This window comes from Ensifer sp. NPDC090286 (assembly GCF_044769565.1).
Lineage (GTDB): Bacteria > Pseudomonadota > Alphaproteobacteria > Rhizobiales > Rhizobiaceae > Ensifer.
Genome location: NZ_JBIVYF010000002.1, coordinates 810,121 through 825,208, shown reverse-complemented (window position 1 = coordinate 825,208; position 15,088 = coordinate 810,121). Strand labels below are relative to the sequence as shown.

Genomic DNA, 15,088 nt, shown 5'->3' with positions numbered 1-15,088 from the left:
GTGAGCCTCAGCGCGGACGAAAGAAACGGCGCAAGGTCGGACGAGATTGTCGACGAAGGTTGGAGCGGATTTCGGACTAGTGGACGTGCGCCGATGGCATTGGTCCAATGAAAAACCTGGACTTAGGTCCAGTTCTTCTTTCTCCCGTAGAAATTGACTGGAGTAGCTCTTTCAATTTGTCAGAATAGTGCGATCATCGCGAAAGCGGCTTGGCCGGGGCACTGCATTCCGCGGCACGCAATCCGAGAGGAAACCGCGCAGCGTGACGGAGCATTCAGGGGGTATTTCGCATGAGATCGCCGCGCCAGCGGAGCCGGCGCTAGTGGGGCGCCGTCGGCTGTTGCTGCCGCTACGACAATGGTTTGGCCGGCAGACCCTCTCCATGCAGTTCCTGCTTGCCTGCGGTGTACTGATCTTTCTGGTCGCTGCCGTCTCCGGCTATCTCATTTCTCGCGAAGTGTCTCACAATGCGGCGGTCGATCGCGCCGCCGCGACGGCTCTCTTCATGCAGAGCATTCTCGAACCGGCCGGAAACGATCTTGCCCAGTCGGGCCAGCTTTCGCCGGAGCGCCGGCTTCGTCTCGACGAGCTTTTTGCCGAACCGCAATTCAAGGATCGCTTCCCCTATTTCGAGCTCTGGCTTCCGGATGGATCGGTCGCCTACTCCACGTCCAAGGAGTTGATCGGCCGTCGTTTTACCCCGCCGCCGGGGCTTCTGCGCGCACTCAAGGGAGAGGTTGCCGCAGAGTATGCCGACCTGACGGCGAGCGAGCATACGCTGCGCAGCCTGAGCACACGTTATCTGGAAATTTACAGTCCGCTGCGCCGGTCCGATACCGGCGACGTGGTTGCCGTCGCGGAGATACACGAGGACACGGATACCCTGCACTGGGAGATCTTCGAAGTGCGGCTGATGGGCTGGACGGTCGTTGCCGGCGCATCCACCCTCATCATGCTCGGGCTGCTCGCGATCGTGCATCGCGGCAGCGCAACGATCGAACGGCAGCGTCTGCGGCTGGAGCAGCGCGCCGAGGAAGCCGAGCGTGTTTCCGAGGAAATCCGCGTCCTGCGTGATCGCGCAAGGATCGCCTCCTTGCGCATGACCGACTCCAACGAGCGCCTGACGCGCGGAATAGGCGCCGACCTGCATGATGGTCCCGCGCAGCTTATCGGCTTTGCCATCCTCCAGACGGAGCCCGTCCGCGTCGCCCGGTCCAAGTCCGAGCGTGAGGAGGCGCTGGAGGTGATCTGTGGCACGCTGGAGGAAGCCCTGAAGGAAATCCGCCTGATCGCGCGGTCGCTGCTGCTCCCGGATATCGAGCATTTGGACCTCGACCAGGTGATCGGGCGGGCAGCGAAACTTCACGAGGCGCGGACGGGAACCCAGGTTGCCATCAAGGGCAGCGGCAGCAAGTTGCCTCTCCCGCCTGTTATCAAGACCTGCATCTACCGTTTTGTTCAGGAGGGCCTGAACAACGCCCACCGGCATGCGAACGGCCAGGGCCAGGCCATCCGTTGCCGCATCGACGGAACCGTTCTGAACCTCAGCGTTCGCGACCATGGCGGCCCTTCTGCCAAGGGTAGTTCCAGCGAAAAGCCGGATGGCAGTGGTCTGGGCATTCACGGTCTTCAACAGCGGGTGGAGAGCCTTGGCGGCACGCTGAAGTTCGTGCATCGACGGGACGGGGCGGAGCTGCAGATGACACTGGATCTTGGTGGAGGAATGCTCGATGGATGAACCATCTTCGGTCATCGTCGTCGACGACCACGCACTCTTTCGAATGGGCGTTCTCCAGGCACTGTCAGCGCACAAGCGCTTTGCCGTCGTCGGCGAAGGAGGCTCGAAAGAGGACGCGCTCCGGCTCGTGGAAAACTTTCTTCCGAACGTGGCGTTGCTCGACATCTCCATGCCCGGCAGCGGGATAGACGCCGCCCGTGAAATCTCAGCGCGATGGCCAACGACGAAGATCGTGATGCTGACAGTGTCGGAGGAGGACGACGACGTCTTGGAGGCACTCGATGCCGGTGCGGCCGGCTACGTGCTCAAGGGGGCGCCAGCGCTGGACCTGATTACGGCGATCTCGACCGTTGCCGAGGGGCGAGCATATCTTTCGCCAGCACTTGGCATGCGCCTGTTCGGCGTCATTCGCAATCGAACCGAAGGGCATCGGGTGGAGCGGCTGGTCGACAAGCTGACGCCAAAGGAGGCGATCGTCTTCCGCCTGCTGGGGCGCGGCTACACCAACCGGACGATCGCCGAGGAGATGAGCGTGCAGATCAAGACGGTGAAATTCCATGTCAGCCGGCTGCTCATCAAGCTCGGCGCCAAGAACCGGGTCGAAGCGGCCCTCCTCGCGCAGCGACATCTGAAGCTTTCGGCAAACGGCAAGACGTGAGCCGGATCGCCGGCAGGGCTGGTGCAGCCGAAACCGCGGACTCGGAAACGAACTCGCTGGCAGGTCGCCGGCTCTCCAGCCGCATGACGCCCTGACGTGCGTTGCGATCCTTCAGGCTCAATCGGTGCGCTTGCAGTTGTTGATTTGGCGAATGTCGTTATCGCAAAACCGCGGCGCACGTTTGGGCGACATGCTCTAGTTGATCCGCTCGCCCTCGCCGGCACCCTTCGGGATCACATCCAGCCGCTGAGCCGCCAGCACGACTTCCAGGCGGTTCCTGGCATCGAGCTTCTGCATGAGCACGCTCATGTAGTGCTTCACCGTCTTCTCGCTGATATCGAGACAGCGCGCGATCTCTCGGTTGGTGCTGCCACGCATCAGGTGACGGACGATCTGCTCTTCGCGAAGGCTGAGGCGCTGCTGCGCCTGTTCGCGTCGGCGCATCTCCGCGGTCTTCATCGCCATGATGACCTTGGTGGCAAAGCCTGCCGAAATGAAAGTCTCCCCGTCATAGACCATGCGGATCGCCTGATGCAGGTCGCTGGCCCTGCTGCCCTTGAGCACATAGCCGGCAACGCCGTAGTTCAGCACCTGGATCGCCGTTTCTATGCTTGAATTTGCCGTGAAGACGATGATGCGCGTGCCCTGGTATTTTCGAGCAATCAACTCGATGGCCGCGACCGCATCCCCCGGCATGCTGAGATCGAGGACCAGCACGCGCGGCGAATGATCTTCGACAATTCTTAAAGCGTCGACAGCGTTCTCACCCTTCGCAACGATCTCCAGATCGCTCTTTGCAGAAAATACGCTGATTAAACCGTCAAGCAAAATAGGGTGATCATCGACAAATGCCACGGAAATACACATGGAAACCAGCCCGAAATTAGAAACAATAATAAAATTACATTGCAAAATCGCAGGGAAATTACGCATTCAAATTTATGCAGTTACGAGAGAATACATTCGATATCGGATATCAATACATACGAAAATTAAAGCGCACCGCACAAAGCTTCGCGCATCCTCGTTCATACAGTACGAGCGGATTCGAATGACCTCCCCGCCCTCCGATCCTCAAATACTATTACAGAAGAACTCAATTTTAAAGTGCATGCTTAAACATAGGTTAATTTTAGGGGTTTGACGAGTCGCTGAGCGAGAAGTCGCCGCGCAAAGCCCCCGTTCGCCGATCAGCACCTCTGCGGCCACATGTCGGAACAAATCCCCTTATCAAAGGCCTTGCCGTCGGCAGGCCGGTCGATTTCAATGCGCTCCGCCCGATCTCCTTATGGCTCGGATGCCGCTGACATTTGCCGAATGGGCGGTGAAACGTGGAAAGCGCGTAAAGGATCTCCCGATGCCCAGAGCCGTCATTGTTGGTGGAACCGGACAGATCGGCCTTGCGACGGCCCGCCGGCTGGTCGGCGAAGCCTGGGATGTGACAATCGTCAGCCGGCGCGCCACGACGTTGCCGGACGGCTGCCACCACGTCGAAGTCGACGCTCGGGATGTCGATCGACTGCGCGCCGTCGTTGGTTCGGACACCGATGTCCTTCTGTCTTGCGTCGCCTTCGACGCGACCGATGCCGAATGTCTAGCAGAGGCGGGGAAATCCGCCGGTCGCATCGTCGCGATCTCAAGCGCAAGTGTTTATCGAGATCACGAAGGGCGAACACTGGACGAAGCCGCGGACTGCGGATTTCCGGTTTTCGCCGGACGGTTGACCGAAGAGAGCCCAACTGTTGCCCCCGGGCCGGAGACCTACTCGACGCGAAAAGCGGCGATGGAACAGACACTTCTGGGTTTCGCCGGCTGCCCGGTCACGATCCTGCGCCCCTGCGCCATTCACGGCCCAGAAAGCAGACACGCCCGCGAATGGTGGTTCGTCAAAAGGCTGCTGGACGGCCGGACGGCTATTCCCTTGGCCTATGGTGGCCGGAGCCAGTTCCAGACGACATCCGCGACCGCCATCGCCAACGCCGTGTTTCAGGCAGCCGATGGACAGTTGCCGCCGATTGCCAATGTTTCCGACGCCGACAGCCCCACCGTTGCGGAAATCGGCCACGCCATCATGAACATTCTGGGGCGGCGGGCAGAGCTTATCGGCTTGCCGGAGGCGCCCGTTTATCCACCTGTTCTTGGTGCAACGCCCTGGTCGATCCCCTCGCCCATGGTGGTTGCAGGCACGGCAGGCCCAACTGCCACCTACGAACAATCGGTCGTACCCGCCATCCGATGGCTTACAGAGCATGTCAGGAGCGACAATTGGCAACAGCGCCTGCCGCAGCTTGCCGCATATCCAAATCAGCATTTCGACTACGAGAGAGACGATCGCGCGCTGCAGCTTCCGGAAGCAACACCGATCGCCTCTTGAACCCGTGGCTTCGGAAACTCCACACGTGCTGAGCCGAAACGCGGATTTGGAAGCGACCCCGTGATCTTGGCGGCATGCGTTCCTATATTACGGTTCCGTCTTCGGCGCTGGCCTGCGGCCAGTGCGAGACATAACGAAGAAGCGCTCATGAACCAGGTGGAGGATATCTGAATGACCGAGAGAGCTGTTCTGGCCGGCGGTTGCTTCTGGGGAATGCAGGATCTGATCCGCAGGCTCCCCGGCGTCACCGGCACCCGCGTGGGCTACACCGGCGGCGATGTGCCCAATGCCACCTATCGCAACCACGGAACCCATGCCGAGGGCATCGAGATATTCTACGATCCGGCGAAGACCTCCTATCGGCGGGTTCTGGAACTGTTCTTCCAGATCCACGACCCCACGACGAAAAACCGCCAGGGCAACGACATCGGCACCTCCTACCGTTCGGCGATCTACTACGTCGATGACGAACAGAAGCGCATTGCCGAGGACACCATCGCCGATGTGGAAGCCTCCGGCCTATGGCCGGGCAAGGTGGTGACGGAGATCGAACCTGTCGGCGATTTCTGGCAGGCGGAGCCCGAGCACCAGGATTACCTGGAGCGTTATCCCAACGGCTACACCTGCCACTTCCCACGCCCGAACTGGGTGCTGCCCCGACGGTCCGCAGCGGAGTAACCGACGCCGGTCGAGCACCTGATAGAGCCATGTCCGCATGAAACCGCCACGTTCTGCGGACATGGACGCCGGCCGCATCATTCGCGTTCAGGACAGTCGTTGCGCCCTTGGGATGATTGTTCTCCTTTTCTGGAGCATCACATGAACTTCAACAGTCAGCGACTTGAATTTACCGGCCATTCCGGCGCAACTCTCGGCGCCCGCCTCGACCTTCCAAACGGCCCGGTACGGGCCTATGCGATTTTCGCCCACTGCTTCACTTGCTCCAAGGATCTGGCGGCGGCGCGTCAGATCTCGGCCGAGCTCGCGCGCGAAGGGATCGCCGTCCTGCGCTTCGATTTCACCGGCCTCGGATCCAGTGAGGGCGAGTTCGCCTCGACGAATTTTTCCTCCAACATCGCCGACCTTCGTTCGGCCGCCGACTATCTGCGGCAACACTTCGAGGCGCCGTCGCTGCTGATCGGCCATTCGCTTGGCGGGGCCGCCGTCTTTGCGGTTGCCAAGGAAATTCCCGAAATCCGCGCCGTGGCCACGATCGGCGCACCCGCCGACGTCGGCCATGTGCTGAAGAACTTCGGAGCGAGCCTTGAGGCGATCCGAGAGAACGGCGCCGCCGAGGTCGATCTGGCCGGTCGCAGGTTCCTGATCAAAAAGCAGTTCGTCGATGACGCCTGCGCCCAGCGCCTTCACGAGGCTGTGGCGACGCTCAGGAAACCCGTTCTCATTCTCCACGCGCCGCTGGATCAAACGGTCGGCATCGAAAACGCCAGCGACCTCTTCCATGCGGCCAAACATCCCAAGAGCTTCGTTTCCTTGGACAAGGCCGACCATTTGCTCACCGATCCTGCCGATGCCGCCTATGCCGCGCGGGTGATTGCGGAGTGGCTGAGCCGCTATCTCGCGGCCGACAGTCCGCAAGGCACGAAGCCAGTGGAACGGGTTCAGGTGACGGAAACGGGCGAAGGGAAATTTCAGAACTCGGTTCAAGCCGGCAGGCATCGCCTCTTTGCCGACGAGCCGCAAAGCGTGGGCGGCTTCGATTCCGGACCGTCGCCTTATGACTACCTGTCGATCGGCCTTGCCGCCTGCACCTCGATGACGCTGCGCCTTTACGCCGACCACAAGAAGTTGCCGCTCGGGCGCATCAAGGTGGAGGTCTCGCATTCCAAGATCCATGCGCGGGATTGCGAAGACTGCGCCGCATCGGAGCGTGCCGGCGGCGGAAAGATCGACCGGTTCGAGCGGCTTATATCGATCGAGGGCGAGGTCGCCGACGAGCTTCGCAGCAAGATCGAAGAGATTGCCGACAAGTGCCCGGTCCATCGCACGCTCGAAGGTATCGCCAGGATAACGACGGCGGTGAAGTAATCTGCAGGCGGCAGAATTTTTCTTTGTAGTATTCCGCTAGTACCCGTTGCTTTGCCCGCGTTGCTAAGCTCCGCCCATTGGTTTTTGGGAGGAAACAAATGGCAAACTCGAAAATTCTGATGATCACCGGTGATTTCACCGAAGACTATGAAACGATGGTCCCGTTTCAGACGTTGCTTGCCTGCGGCTACACGGTGCATGCCGTCTGCCCCGGCAAGAACGCCGGCGAGACGGTCGCGACCGCGATCCATGATTTCGAAGGCGACCAGACCTATTCCGAAAAGCGTGGCCATAATTTCGCGCTCAACGCCACCTTCTCCGCCATCCGTGCCGAAGATTACGACGCGCTGGTCATACCGGGCGGTCGCGCGCCCGAATATCTGCGTCTCAATCCGGATGTCATCAAGGCCGTCCAGCACTTCTTCGCCGCGGGGAAACCGGTGGCGGCCATCTGCCACGGCGCGCAGCTGCTGGCGGCCGCCGGCGTGTTGAAGGGCCGCACCTGCTCGGCCTACCCCGCGTGCCGCCCGGAGGTCGAACTTGCCGGCGGCATCTATGCGGATATCGCAATCAGCGACGCGGTCGCCGACGGCAACCTCGTTACCGCGCCGGCATGGCCCGCCCACCCGTCGTGGCTGCGCCAGTTCATGGCTGTGCTCGACGCCTCGGCCCTGCTACAAACAGACGCCGCCTGAGAAGGCGGCCACGGGAGGGGCGAGATGTGCGAGTTGTTCATAAAGGCGGATGCGCGGCTCTGGGAGAGCACCACCCGGTCGCTGCGCATCGATGGCATGGTGACGAGCGTCCGGCTGGAGAACTTCTTCTGGTCAAAGCTTGAGGAAGTCGCCCGGCGCGATCGTATGAACGTCACGCAGCTGATCACCAAGCTGCACCACGAGTCCATCGATGCCGGGCATGACCTCGGAAACTTCACGTCGTTCCTGAGGGTCTGCTGTGCGCGCTACCTCGACCTTCAGCTGTCGGGCGACATTCCGACGGATGTCAACCAGCCGATCGCCGGGCTGAACGCCCCTGCGATCCTCACGCGAGAGCAGGAAAAATACCATTGAGGCGAGGCAGGCTGCCCCTTCGCGGGGGCAGTCCCGGCTCGGCGCGCCATCGCCTGACCGACTGCTGCCGCAGATCCCGGATCGTAAAACGGAAGTCGTTTGGCTCGCGATGGCGTTTGGTTCAAGCCGCAGCGACAAGACTATGCTAATCAAGGGGACAGTGATTCTGAGTTTGTAATGCGATGAGCCCCAAGACCCGCGGTTATCTGTTTGCCTTCCTTGCCATTTGCATCTTTGCTGGCCAGGACGCCATCACCAAGTATCTTGGCGACCGCTACCCCGCCTTGTTCATCACGATGATCCGGTTCTGGGCGTTCGCGCTCTTCGTGTTCGCCTTCGCCGCCTCGTCGTCGGGTGGACTTCGCAAAACCGCTCAGACGCGTCATCCCTGGCTGCAGGTCGTGCGAGGACTGCTGCTCGTCGCCGAAATCGTCGTCATCGTCATTTCCTATGTTCACGCCGGGCTCGCCATGAGCCAGTCGATCTTCCAGGCGACGCCGCTGATCATCACCATCCTCTCGATCCCGCTTCTCGGGGAGACGGTGGGATGGCGGCGCGGCGCGGCCATTCTGATCGGCCTGATCGGCGTTCTGGTGATCATCAATCCCGTGAACGTACACTTCGACATGTCTCTGCTTCTGCCTCTCGCAGCATCCGTGCTTTTCGCGCTCTACAGCATCGCCACCCGTGCCGTCAGTCACGAGGACTCGGCCGTCACGAGCCTGTTTTATGCAGGTGTTGTCGGCGCTGTGGCGATTTCGCTGATCGGCCCGTTCTACTGGACAGAGGTCGTGCCGTCCGATTGGTTCGCGCTTGCCGCACTTTGCGTCTGCGGCACCCTCAGCCACTTTTTCCTCATCAAAGCCTACGGACTGTTGCCGGCAGCCGAAGTCCAGCCCGTTACCTATTTCCAGCTGGTCCTCAACGTGATCTTCGCCGTCATGCTCTTCGGCGAGACGATAACCCACAACATGATCGTCGGCGCGCTCATCGTCGTCGGCGCCGGTCTCTTCACGATCTGGCGCGAGCATCAACTGACGAGACGGTCGTCGGCATCGCGCCCCTAGTCCTGCTCGCTCATTGGCAGCTCTGGCGCCGATAGCGATTTGAGAGCAGCCGACTTCTTGCTAAGGCCAAGATCAAGGCGCTTGCCCTGCCGGACGATCACGCAGAGCCGCCGGCTCAGTTTTGGCGAAAGCGGCCGGACCACAAGCTCACCCTGGCTTCCACGGGCCCGACGATCGCTCGGCGGATCGTCGCCTCACTCTTGAATGAAATCACACAATACGTTCAGCGCGCCGGATATTATCGGAATTCCGTTCATCATCCATATTCCCTTCAAGCGAATGGAAACAGTGGAAGCGGTCAAGCGACCCCTTCCATCGATGCTGAGGGAGATAGCAATGCGGATTTTGGTTATCGGAGCGTCCGGGACGATTGGTCGACCGCTGTGTGATGTCCTGGCGCAGCGCGGGCATGAAATCGTTGCTGCCGGCCGCAAGGGGCGTGACGTTTCGGTCGACATTCGTTCGGCTGAAAGTATCGAGGCGATGTTCCGAAGCGCAGGGCCAATCGATGCCTGCATCTGCGTCGCCGAATCCGGCGCCCTCGACAAATTTGAGGAACTGACCGAGACCGTCCTGCTCGAAAACATGCGCGGGAAGTTCTTCGGCCAGGTCAACCTTGTCCTGATCGGCCAAAGATATCTTTCCGATGGCGGATCCTTCACGCTCAGCAGCGGCATCTTTTCCGACGAGGCCTGGCCCGGAGTTACCGGCGGCGCGGTCATCAGCGGCGCACTGCACAGCTTCGTCCTGTCGGCCGCGATAGAACTGAAGCGAAGCATGCGGATCAACGCCGTCAGCCCGACGATGGTCGCCGACTCCTTTGCCGACTACGGCCATCTCTTTCCGGGCATGGCCCCGGTGGCGATGGACGACCTGGTGGGCGCCTATGTCGCCAGCGTCGAAGGTGGCGGCACAGGCGAAATCTACAGGATGTACGGCCGTTGATGCACTTCCGGGCTTCGACCGCGGCAACGCTTATGGAGCGGCCGAAGCCCTATCGAGGGCGCGCTCGTGCAGCGCAAAGACATCGCCTGCCAGTTCGGACACCGGCCCCGTCACCACTGCGTCGCGGATGACCGCTCGGATCGGCAAGGCGTTCACGGGCGGTCGTGAAAGGCCGCGTCGGTCCAGCCATGCAACGAGTTGGTCCGACGACGTCGCATAAACGATCCGGCCAAGGCCGACCCATCCGTGTGCGGCGGCGCACATGGGGCAATGCTCGCCCGAGGTATAGACCGTGGCGCTTGCCCGCTCGGCCGGCGTCATGTTTTCTGCCGCCCACCGGGCGATCGCGAATTCCGGATGCCGGGTGTGATCGCCGCCGGCCACCTCGTTTCGGCCCTCGTACAGAACGTCGCCGCCGCTCGAAACCAGGATCGAGCCGAAAGGCTGGTCGCCGGCATCCACCGCCTCCTCGGCAAGCGCGACGCAGCGGCGCAGATGTGTCATGTCGACTTCGGAAATCACGCTATTCTCCCTTGCTCACTTCTTGCCGTTGCCGGCCAGGGCCGCGGTGACGCCGAGCCCGATATAGAGAAATCCACTGAAATAGCGTTCGAACCGCAGATAGCTGCGATTGCCGCGAAGCCAGCTTCCAGCAATCCCTGCCGCCATCGCATAGCTGGTGTCGGTGACCAGCCCAAGCGCAGTAAACAATATACCGAGAGTGAAGATCTGAACCGCCACATGGCCAAGCGCCACATCGACGAACTGGGGCAGGAAGGCGAGGAAGAAGAGAGCGGTCTTCGGGTTCAGAAGGTTGACGATGAAGCCATCGCGAAACAGGCGCCAGTTGCTGTGACGCGCGAGCGCCGGTGCGCCGGTGGCAAGGCCAGGCACGGGCGCAAAAAGCTTGCGAAGGCCCATCCAGATCAGATAGGCGGCGCCGGCATATTTCACGATGGCGAATGCGAGCGCCGAAGACGCGAGCAGCGCCGATAGGCCGAGTGCTGCCGCCAGCACATGAAACACAGTCGCGGCATGAATGCCGGCAATCGAAACCAACCCGGCCGTCCGGCCCTGTTCGATCGAGCGGCCGACGAGATAAAGCACTGCCGGCCCCGGCACAAGAAGCAGCGCGAGTGCTGCGCTGACGAAGAGGCCGAGACTGGTGGCATTCGGCAAAGCGAAGTCCATGCGTGGTTACCTCATAAATTTGGCGACGGAAGTACCCCGGATATTTCCATGCGAGCGTTTCTGGCGCGCACATGTCCGGCGCTTTGATATTTCGGCACGGCTTTCCGCTTATGTCTAGCAGATGCCTTGGTGGCGAAAATTGCAGCCGATCGCACACCGAGATGCACGCCATTCAACAGTATTGCCAGAAAAGGTTCGCCCCCAAGCGGTCGCGTGCCTGGAAGGACTGCGTCTTGACGTGCGCGCTGACGCTTCGCGCTTGCGAAGGCGGCATCCAGTTTTCAATTATAGAGAGCAGAGATCGAAGGAGAATCGGGAATGCGGCTTCCGCTTGCGCTGCTTGAAGTGTTCGACGCCATCGCCCGCGCAGGCAGCATGCGGGGCGCCGCGGAGGCTTTGGGCGTCACGCCCTCGACGATCAGCCATCAATTGAAGTCTCTCGAAAAGCAGATGGGAACAGCCCTGTTCGTGCGCACCACTCGATCGGTGCTGATGACGGAGGCCGGGCGAGCGCTGAGCAGAGGCGCGCTGCCCGCCTTCGACCAGTTGGCCAACGCCGTGCAGGAGGCGCGCGATGTCGGCGGCAGCCCGCGCGGCAGCCTGCGGATCACCCTGCCGGAATTCGCCTACACCATGGCGCTCGCGCCGCATATCGTCTCGTTTCGCAAGGCATGGCCCGAGATCGAGCTGGAACTGATCATGACCGACGCCATGGTGGACTTGATGGAGGCGGGCTATCATGCCGGCATCCGCCAGGGCGACCGGATCGAGCAGGACATGGTCGCGATCAAGCTCGGCGAGCCGCTGCCGCTCGCCGTCTACGGCAGCCGCGACTACTTCGAGCGCCGGGGCAAGCCGCAATCGCCCGCAGACCTGCTGTCCCATGATTGTATCCGCTATCGCTTCCACCGCTCCGGACGGCTGGCGCCCTGGGTGTTTCATGATGCGGGCGAGCCCCACACGGTCGACGTCTCCGGCGGGCTCATCGTCAGCGACTTGCCGGCGCTCTATCAGATGATCGCCGACGGCCTGGGGCTCGGCTACGTGTTCCGCGACGGCCCGCCCGAAGCCTTGCGCCGCACAGGACTGGCCAGCGTTCTCACTGACTATCTCCTGCCCATTCCCGGTCTCTACCTCTACTATCCGCGCGAGTATCGCTCGATGCTGCCGCTTCGCCTGTTCATCGACCACATGCGCGGCGCCTTCAGGGTTGATGATCCGGGCGCGCTGCCTGCCGAGACACTCCAGCATCCTGCATCGCACGCTCCGCAATCGTCGAAAGCTTGAGTTCGGCAAACTCTCGCAGCAGGGTCCGCTCCGCCTGTTCGAAGGCGTCCACCAGCGCCGCATTCGCTGCGCGCTCGACCGGGCAGGTCGGATGGTCCTCCGACACACCGGCCGCCAGAACCTGCCCGTCATCGAGCGCCCGCTGCACATCCAGCACCGTCAGCGCCTCAAGCGGCACCAGGAGCGCCCATCCCCCTCCCCGACCGCCTTCGGAACCGACGACGCCCTTGCGCTTCAACGCCCCCATCGTCCGGCGAACGACCACCGGGTTGGTGTTCAGCATCTTGGCGATGGTCTCCGACGTCTCCCTGCCCCCGAGCAATGCCATGTGTATGAGCACATGGATCATCCGCGCCAACCGGCTGTCTTGCTTCATTCCATACCCCATAGCGTAACATCGTAAGTTACGCACTCTTGACGCCATCCGTTTCCGTAACTTATACAATTACAGTATCAGAGTGTCGAGAAGGAACGAAGATGCAGGCCCGGACAATCCAGACCCGAACCATCCGCATGGGATTTATCGAGCAGGGAAACGGCCCGGCCGTTCTTCTCTGCCACGGCTTCCCGGAGACCTCGCATGCCTGGCGACACCAGGTCGCGGCACTTGCAGAGGCGGGCTTTCGCGCAATCGCGCCCGACTTGCGTGGCTACGGCCTCACGGAATGCCCGTCCTCGGTCGACGAATACAGCTTGTTTCACATCGTCGGCGATCTCATCGCTCTGCTGGACGCCCTTGATGTGCCGGTGGCCATCCTCGTCGGCAACGACTGGGGCGCGACGGTTGCCTGGCAGGCGGCACAAATGCGACCCGACCGTTTCCATGGCGTCGTCGCCATGAGCGTGCCGATGATGGGCCAGCCGCCCGTTCCGCCCACCCGGATCTTCCCGCAGACCGACGAGGCCGAGTTGTACACGCTCTATTTCCAGGAGCCCGGCGTCGCCGAGGCGGAACTGGAGCGTGACGTCGGCCAGACACTGCGAAAGATCCTCTTTGCCGCTTCCGGCGACGCCGGCCCGCGACAGCCCGGAGACCAGACGCCCAATCCGTTCGGCATGGTATCGCGCCGGCATGGACTGCTTGGGGCCCTGCCCGACAGCATGCCGCGTTGGCTGACCGCTGCTGATCTCGACGCCTATATCAGCGCCTTTGCCGCGACCGGTTTTCGCGGCGGGTTGAACTACTATCGAAACCTCGATCGCAATTGGCAGCTGCAGGCCGCCTTCGCCGGCGTGAAGGTCGGCATTCCCGCCCTGTTCATGACCGGCGAACGCGATACGGGCCTCGCCATCCCCGGGATGCGGGATATCGTCGATGCGATGCCGCAACTCGTCCCACAGCTCAAGGAGAACATCATCGTGCCCGGCAGTGGCCATTGGCTGCCGCAGGAGCGCCCCGATATCGTGAGCGAGGCCCTCATCCGGTTTGCCAGTGAGATTTGAAAGGCAGGCAGCCAAGACAATACACGACGGCGTTTGTCGCCGTCGTCACGCGCCATCAGGCAAGAGCGGGTGAAATGACCTCGATCCCCAACTGATCCGGCACGGTGCGGCGTCGCGACGCCTCGTCCAGCATCGCGCGAACCGTCTCGAAACCAAAGGCACGCGCCATTTCGGCCGCGGTCTGGCCGTCATGGCCGCGTGGCGCGAGAGACACGCCGGCGTCGATCAGGATGGCAACGGTATCGGCATGCCCCATCCACACCGCATCGTGCAGTGCCGTATAACCGTTGAACGGCCCCTGGACATCCGCGATCTCGGCGAAGCGTGGATGCGCCACCAGCGCCGTCATGACATCGGACCTGCCCATATAGGCCGCTTTGTGCGCCGGGTGGGCGCGCATGAAGTGGTCGACGAGCGTCATGTCGGCACCCGCTTCCAGAAGCGCACGAACCGCCTCCGCCAGCCCGTCGCGCGCAGCGATCATCAGCGGCGTGTGGCCAGGGTTTTCGATATCGTAGTTGGGCGCGACGACATTCGGATCGGCGCCCGCTTCGAGCAGTTCCACCACCCGCTGCTCCTTTTCAGCCGGTGACAAGGCCCGGTCGCCAAGGGCGGCGATGAGCGGTTGCCATCGGCGACGCTTTTCGGCGCGGGTCCTGAAGTCATCGAAGATGTCTCGCAGTTCCGCATCCTGCGGCGTTGCATCGCCGAGCATCTCTTCGGCCGTGGCGCCGAGGCGCGATTTTGCGGATGGATCGATGTCGGCGTGTTCCAGCAGCACGCGTGCAACGGCGGGACGGCGATGCCAGACGGCGACCATCAACGGTGTCATGCCGTGGCTGTGGCTTTGCAGGTTGATGAGGGCGCCGTGGTCGAGAAGCAATTGAATGATTTCGGCGCTGCCGCTTTGTGCGGCGAAATGAAGGGCGGACGCACCCATCAGGGGATCGAGCTTGAAGACATCCTCTCCCGCCGCCAGCAATCCGTCCACCACATCGATATCGCCGCGGGCGGCGGCCGCATGCAGGGGCGGAAGGCTCGCGCCGTGGTCTTTCAGGATATGCCGTGACGATTGCTTCATGATCGATGCTCCTTTCGAGACAAGATAGGGCTGCCCGTCCCTTGAATGAATCCCGGATCGATCCAGCAATCACATGCAGGAGATTCAGCAATGGCCGACGCCGCTTAGATTCTCTCGAAAAGGCTGGCGGCATCTTTCAATGGCTTAGGCGCCCTCTATCTCGCGGCACGAAGATATGCATGATCGTA

General features: G+C 61.7%; 16 protein-coding genes. 11 read left to right on the top strand and 5 right to left on the bottom strand.

Annotation, left to right across the window (positions count from 1 at the left end; translation table 11 throughout):
• The first annotated feature begins 262 nt into the window (after window positions 1-262).
• Both ACIQUG_RS13990 and ACIQUG_RS13985 read left to right on the top strand, forming a co-directional pair.
• Complete coding sequence (locus ACIQUG_RS13990) at window positions 263-1,738, top strand: sensor histidine kinase (protein ID WP_402322483.1); 1,476 nt, start codon at window positions 263-265, stop codon at window positions 1,736-1,738.
• Complete coding sequence (locus ACIQUG_RS13985; RefSeq protein WP_402322480.1) at window positions 1,731-2,396, top strand: response regulator; 666 nt, start codon at window positions 1,731-1,733, stop codon at window positions 2,394-2,396. The genes ACIQUG_RS13990 and ACIQUG_RS13985 overlap by 8 nt, the downstream gene beginning before the upstream one ends.
• A gap of 195 nt (window positions 2,397-2,591) precedes the next feature.
• Here the strand turns inward: ACIQUG_RS13985 and ACIQUG_RS13980 are convergent, their stop codons facing one another.
• Window positions 2,592-3,329, bottom strand: coding sequence for a response regulator (locus ACIQUG_RS13980; protein ID WP_402322477.1), 738 nt, complete (start codon window positions 3,327-3,329; stop codon window positions 2,592-2,594).
• Between the two features lie 424 nt (window positions 3,330-3,753).
• Between ACIQUG_RS13980 and ACIQUG_RS13975 the strand changes: the two genes are divergently transcribed.
• The 7 genes from ACIQUG_RS13975 to ACIQUG_RS13945 all read left to right on the top strand — a co-directional run bounded on the left by ACIQUG_RS13975 (window position 3,754) and on the right by ACIQUG_RS13945 (window position 9,898).
• The gene (locus ACIQUG_RS13975) at window positions 3,754-4,770 is read left to right on the top strand and encodes an NAD-dependent epimerase/dehydratase family protein (RefSeq protein ID WP_402322475.1); all 1,017 of its coding nucleotides are present in this window, start codon (window positions 3,754-3,756) and stop codon (window positions 4,768-4,770) included.
• Window positions 4,771-4,941: 171 nt separating this feature from the next.
• Window positions 4,942-5,448: a peptide-methionine (S)-S-oxide reductase MsrA gene (gene msrA / locus ACIQUG_RS13970; protein WP_402322472.1), complete on the top strand. Its 507-nt coding sequence runs from the start codon at window positions 4,942-4,944 to the stop codon at window positions 5,446-5,448.
• Window positions 5,449-5,589: 141 nt separating this feature from the next.
• A complete protein-coding gene (locus tag ACIQUG_RS13965; RefSeq protein WP_402322469.1) occupies window positions 5,590-6,816 on the top strand; it encodes an alpha/beta fold hydrolase in 1,227 nt (408 codons plus the stop codon).
• Window positions 6,817-6,914: 98 nt separating this feature from the next.
• Window positions 6,915-7,511 (top strand): DJ-1/PfpI family protein, encoded by a 597-nt coding sequence (locus tag ACIQUG_RS13960; RefSeq protein ID WP_192449818.1) that lies wholly within the window; start codon window positions 6,915-6,917, stop codon window positions 7,509-7,511.
• A gap of 24 nt (window positions 7,512-7,535) precedes the next feature.
• Window positions 7,536-7,886: a ribbon-helix-helix domain-containing protein gene (locus tag ACIQUG_RS13955; protein ID WP_402322465.1), complete on the top strand. Its 351-nt coding sequence runs from the start codon at window positions 7,536-7,538 to the stop codon at window positions 7,884-7,886.
• Window positions 7,887-8,068: 182 nt separating this feature from the next.
• Window positions 8,069-8,953 carry a DMT family transporter gene (locus tag ACIQUG_RS13950; RefSeq protein ID WP_192449817.1) on the top strand — a complete coding sequence of 295 codons (885 nt, stop codon included), beginning with the start codon at window positions 8,069-8,071 and terminating at the stop codon, window positions 8,951-8,953.
• Window positions 8,954-9,289: 336 nt separating this feature from the next.
• Complete coding sequence (locus tag ACIQUG_RS13945; RefSeq protein ID WP_402322461.1) at window positions 9,290-9,898, top strand: short chain dehydrogenase; 609 nt, start codon at window positions 9,290-9,292, stop codon at window positions 9,896-9,898.
• Window positions 9,899-9,928: 30 nt separating this feature from the next.
• Here ACIQUG_RS13945 and ACIQUG_RS13940 read toward each other — a convergent pair whose 3' ends face one another.
• Window positions 9,929-10,420, bottom strand: coding sequence for a nucleoside deaminase (locus ACIQUG_RS13940; RefSeq protein WP_402322458.1), 492 nt, complete (start codon window positions 10,418-10,420; stop codon window positions 9,929-9,931).
• Window positions 10,421-10,435: 15 nt separating this feature from the next.
• Window positions 10,436-11,089: a LysE family translocator gene (locus ACIQUG_RS13935; RefSeq protein ID WP_402322455.1), complete on the bottom strand. Its 654-nt coding sequence runs from the start codon at window positions 11,087-11,089 to the stop codon at window positions 10,436-10,438.
• 318 nt (window positions 11,090-11,407) lie between these two features.
• Here ACIQUG_RS13935 and ACIQUG_RS13930 point away from each other — a divergent pair, with 318 nt between their 5' ends.
• Window positions 11,408-12,376 (top strand): LysR family transcriptional regulator, encoded by a 969-nt coding sequence (locus ACIQUG_RS13930; RefSeq protein ID WP_402322452.1) that lies wholly within the window; start codon window positions 11,408-11,410, stop codon window positions 12,374-12,376.
• Here ACIQUG_RS13930 and ACIQUG_RS13925 read toward each other — a convergent pair.
• On the bottom strand, window positions 12,294-12,752 hold the full coding sequence (locus ACIQUG_RS13925) for an Rrf2 family transcriptional regulator (RefSeq protein WP_402322449.1): 459 nt from the start codon (window positions 12,750-12,752) through the stop codon (window positions 12,294-12,296). The genes ACIQUG_RS13930 and ACIQUG_RS13925 overlap by 83 nt on opposite strands.
• 101 nt (window positions 12,753-12,853) lie before the next feature.
• Here ACIQUG_RS13925 and ACIQUG_RS13920 point away from each other — a divergent pair, with 101 nt between their 5' ends.
• A complete protein-coding gene (locus tag ACIQUG_RS13920; protein ID WP_402322446.1) occupies window positions 12,854-13,819 on the top strand; it encodes an alpha/beta fold hydrolase in 966 nt (321 codons plus the stop codon).
• Between the two features lie 55 nt (window positions 13,820-13,874).
• Here the strand turns inward: ACIQUG_RS13920 and ACIQUG_RS13915 are convergent, their stop codons facing one another.
• Window positions 13,875-14,900, bottom strand: coding sequence for an ankyrin repeat domain-containing protein (locus ACIQUG_RS13915; protein WP_402322443.1), 1,026 nt, complete (start codon window positions 14,898-14,900; stop codon window positions 13,875-13,877).
• Between the last annotated feature and the right edge of the window lie 188 nt (window positions 14,901-15,088).

Bases quoted from the DNA above. Each gene is read 5' to 3' on its own strand.
- ACIQUG_RS13925 (WP_402322449.1), bottom strand. From the start codon at position 12,752: ATGAAGCAAGACAGCCGGTTGGCGCGGATGATCCATGTGCTCATACAC.
- ACIQUG_RS13965 (WP_402322469.1), top strand. From the start codon at position 5,590: ATGAACTTCAACAGTCAGCGACTTGAATTTACCGGCCATTCCGGCGCA.
- ACIQUG_RS13950 (WP_192449817.1), top strand. From the start codon at position 8,069: ATGAGCCCCAAGACCCGCGGTTATCTGTTTGCCTTCCTTGCCATTTGC.
- ACIQUG_RS13930 (WP_402322452.1), top strand. From the start codon at position 11,408: ATGCGGCTTCCGCTTGCGCTGCTTGAAGTGTTCGACGCCATCGCCCGC.
- ACIQUG_RS13935 (WP_402322455.1), bottom strand. From the start codon at position 11,089: ATGGACTTCGCTTTGCCGAATGCCACCAGTCTCGGCCTCTTCGTCAGC.
- ACIQUG_RS13915 (WP_402322443.1), bottom strand. From the start codon at position 14,900: ATGAAGCAATCGTCACGGCATATCCTGAAAGACCACGGCGCGAGCCTT.
- ACIQUG_RS13980 (WP_402322477.1), bottom strand. From the start codon at position 3,329: ATGCGTAATTTCCCTGCGATTTTGCAATGTAATTTTATTATTGTTTCT.
- ACIQUG_RS13975 (WP_402322475.1), top strand. From the start codon at position 3,754: ATGCCCAGAGCCGTCATTGTTGGTGGAACCGGACAGATCGGCCTTGCG.
- msrA (WP_402322472.1), top strand. From the start codon at position 4,942: ATGACCGAGAGAGCTGTTCTGGCCGGCGGTTGCTTCTGGGGAATGCAG.
- ACIQUG_RS13955 (WP_402322465.1), top strand. From the start codon at position 7,536: ATGTGCGAGTTGTTCATAAAGGCGGATGCGCGGCTCTGGGAGAGCACC.
- ACIQUG_RS13920 (WP_402322446.1), top strand. From the start codon at position 12,854: ATGCAGGCCCGGACAATCCAGACCCGAACCATCCGCATGGGATTTATC.
- ACIQUG_RS13945 (WP_402322461.1), top strand. From the start codon at position 9,290: ATGCGGATTTTGGTTATCGGAGCGTCCGGGACGATTGGTCGACCGCTG.
- ACIQUG_RS13985 (WP_402322480.1), top strand. From the start codon at position 1,731: ATGGATGAACCATCTTCGGTCATCGTCGTCGACGACCACGCACTCTTT.
- ACIQUG_RS13960 (WP_192449818.1), top strand. From the start codon at position 6,915: ATGGCAAACTCGAAAATTCTGATGATCACCGGTGATTTCACCGAAGAC.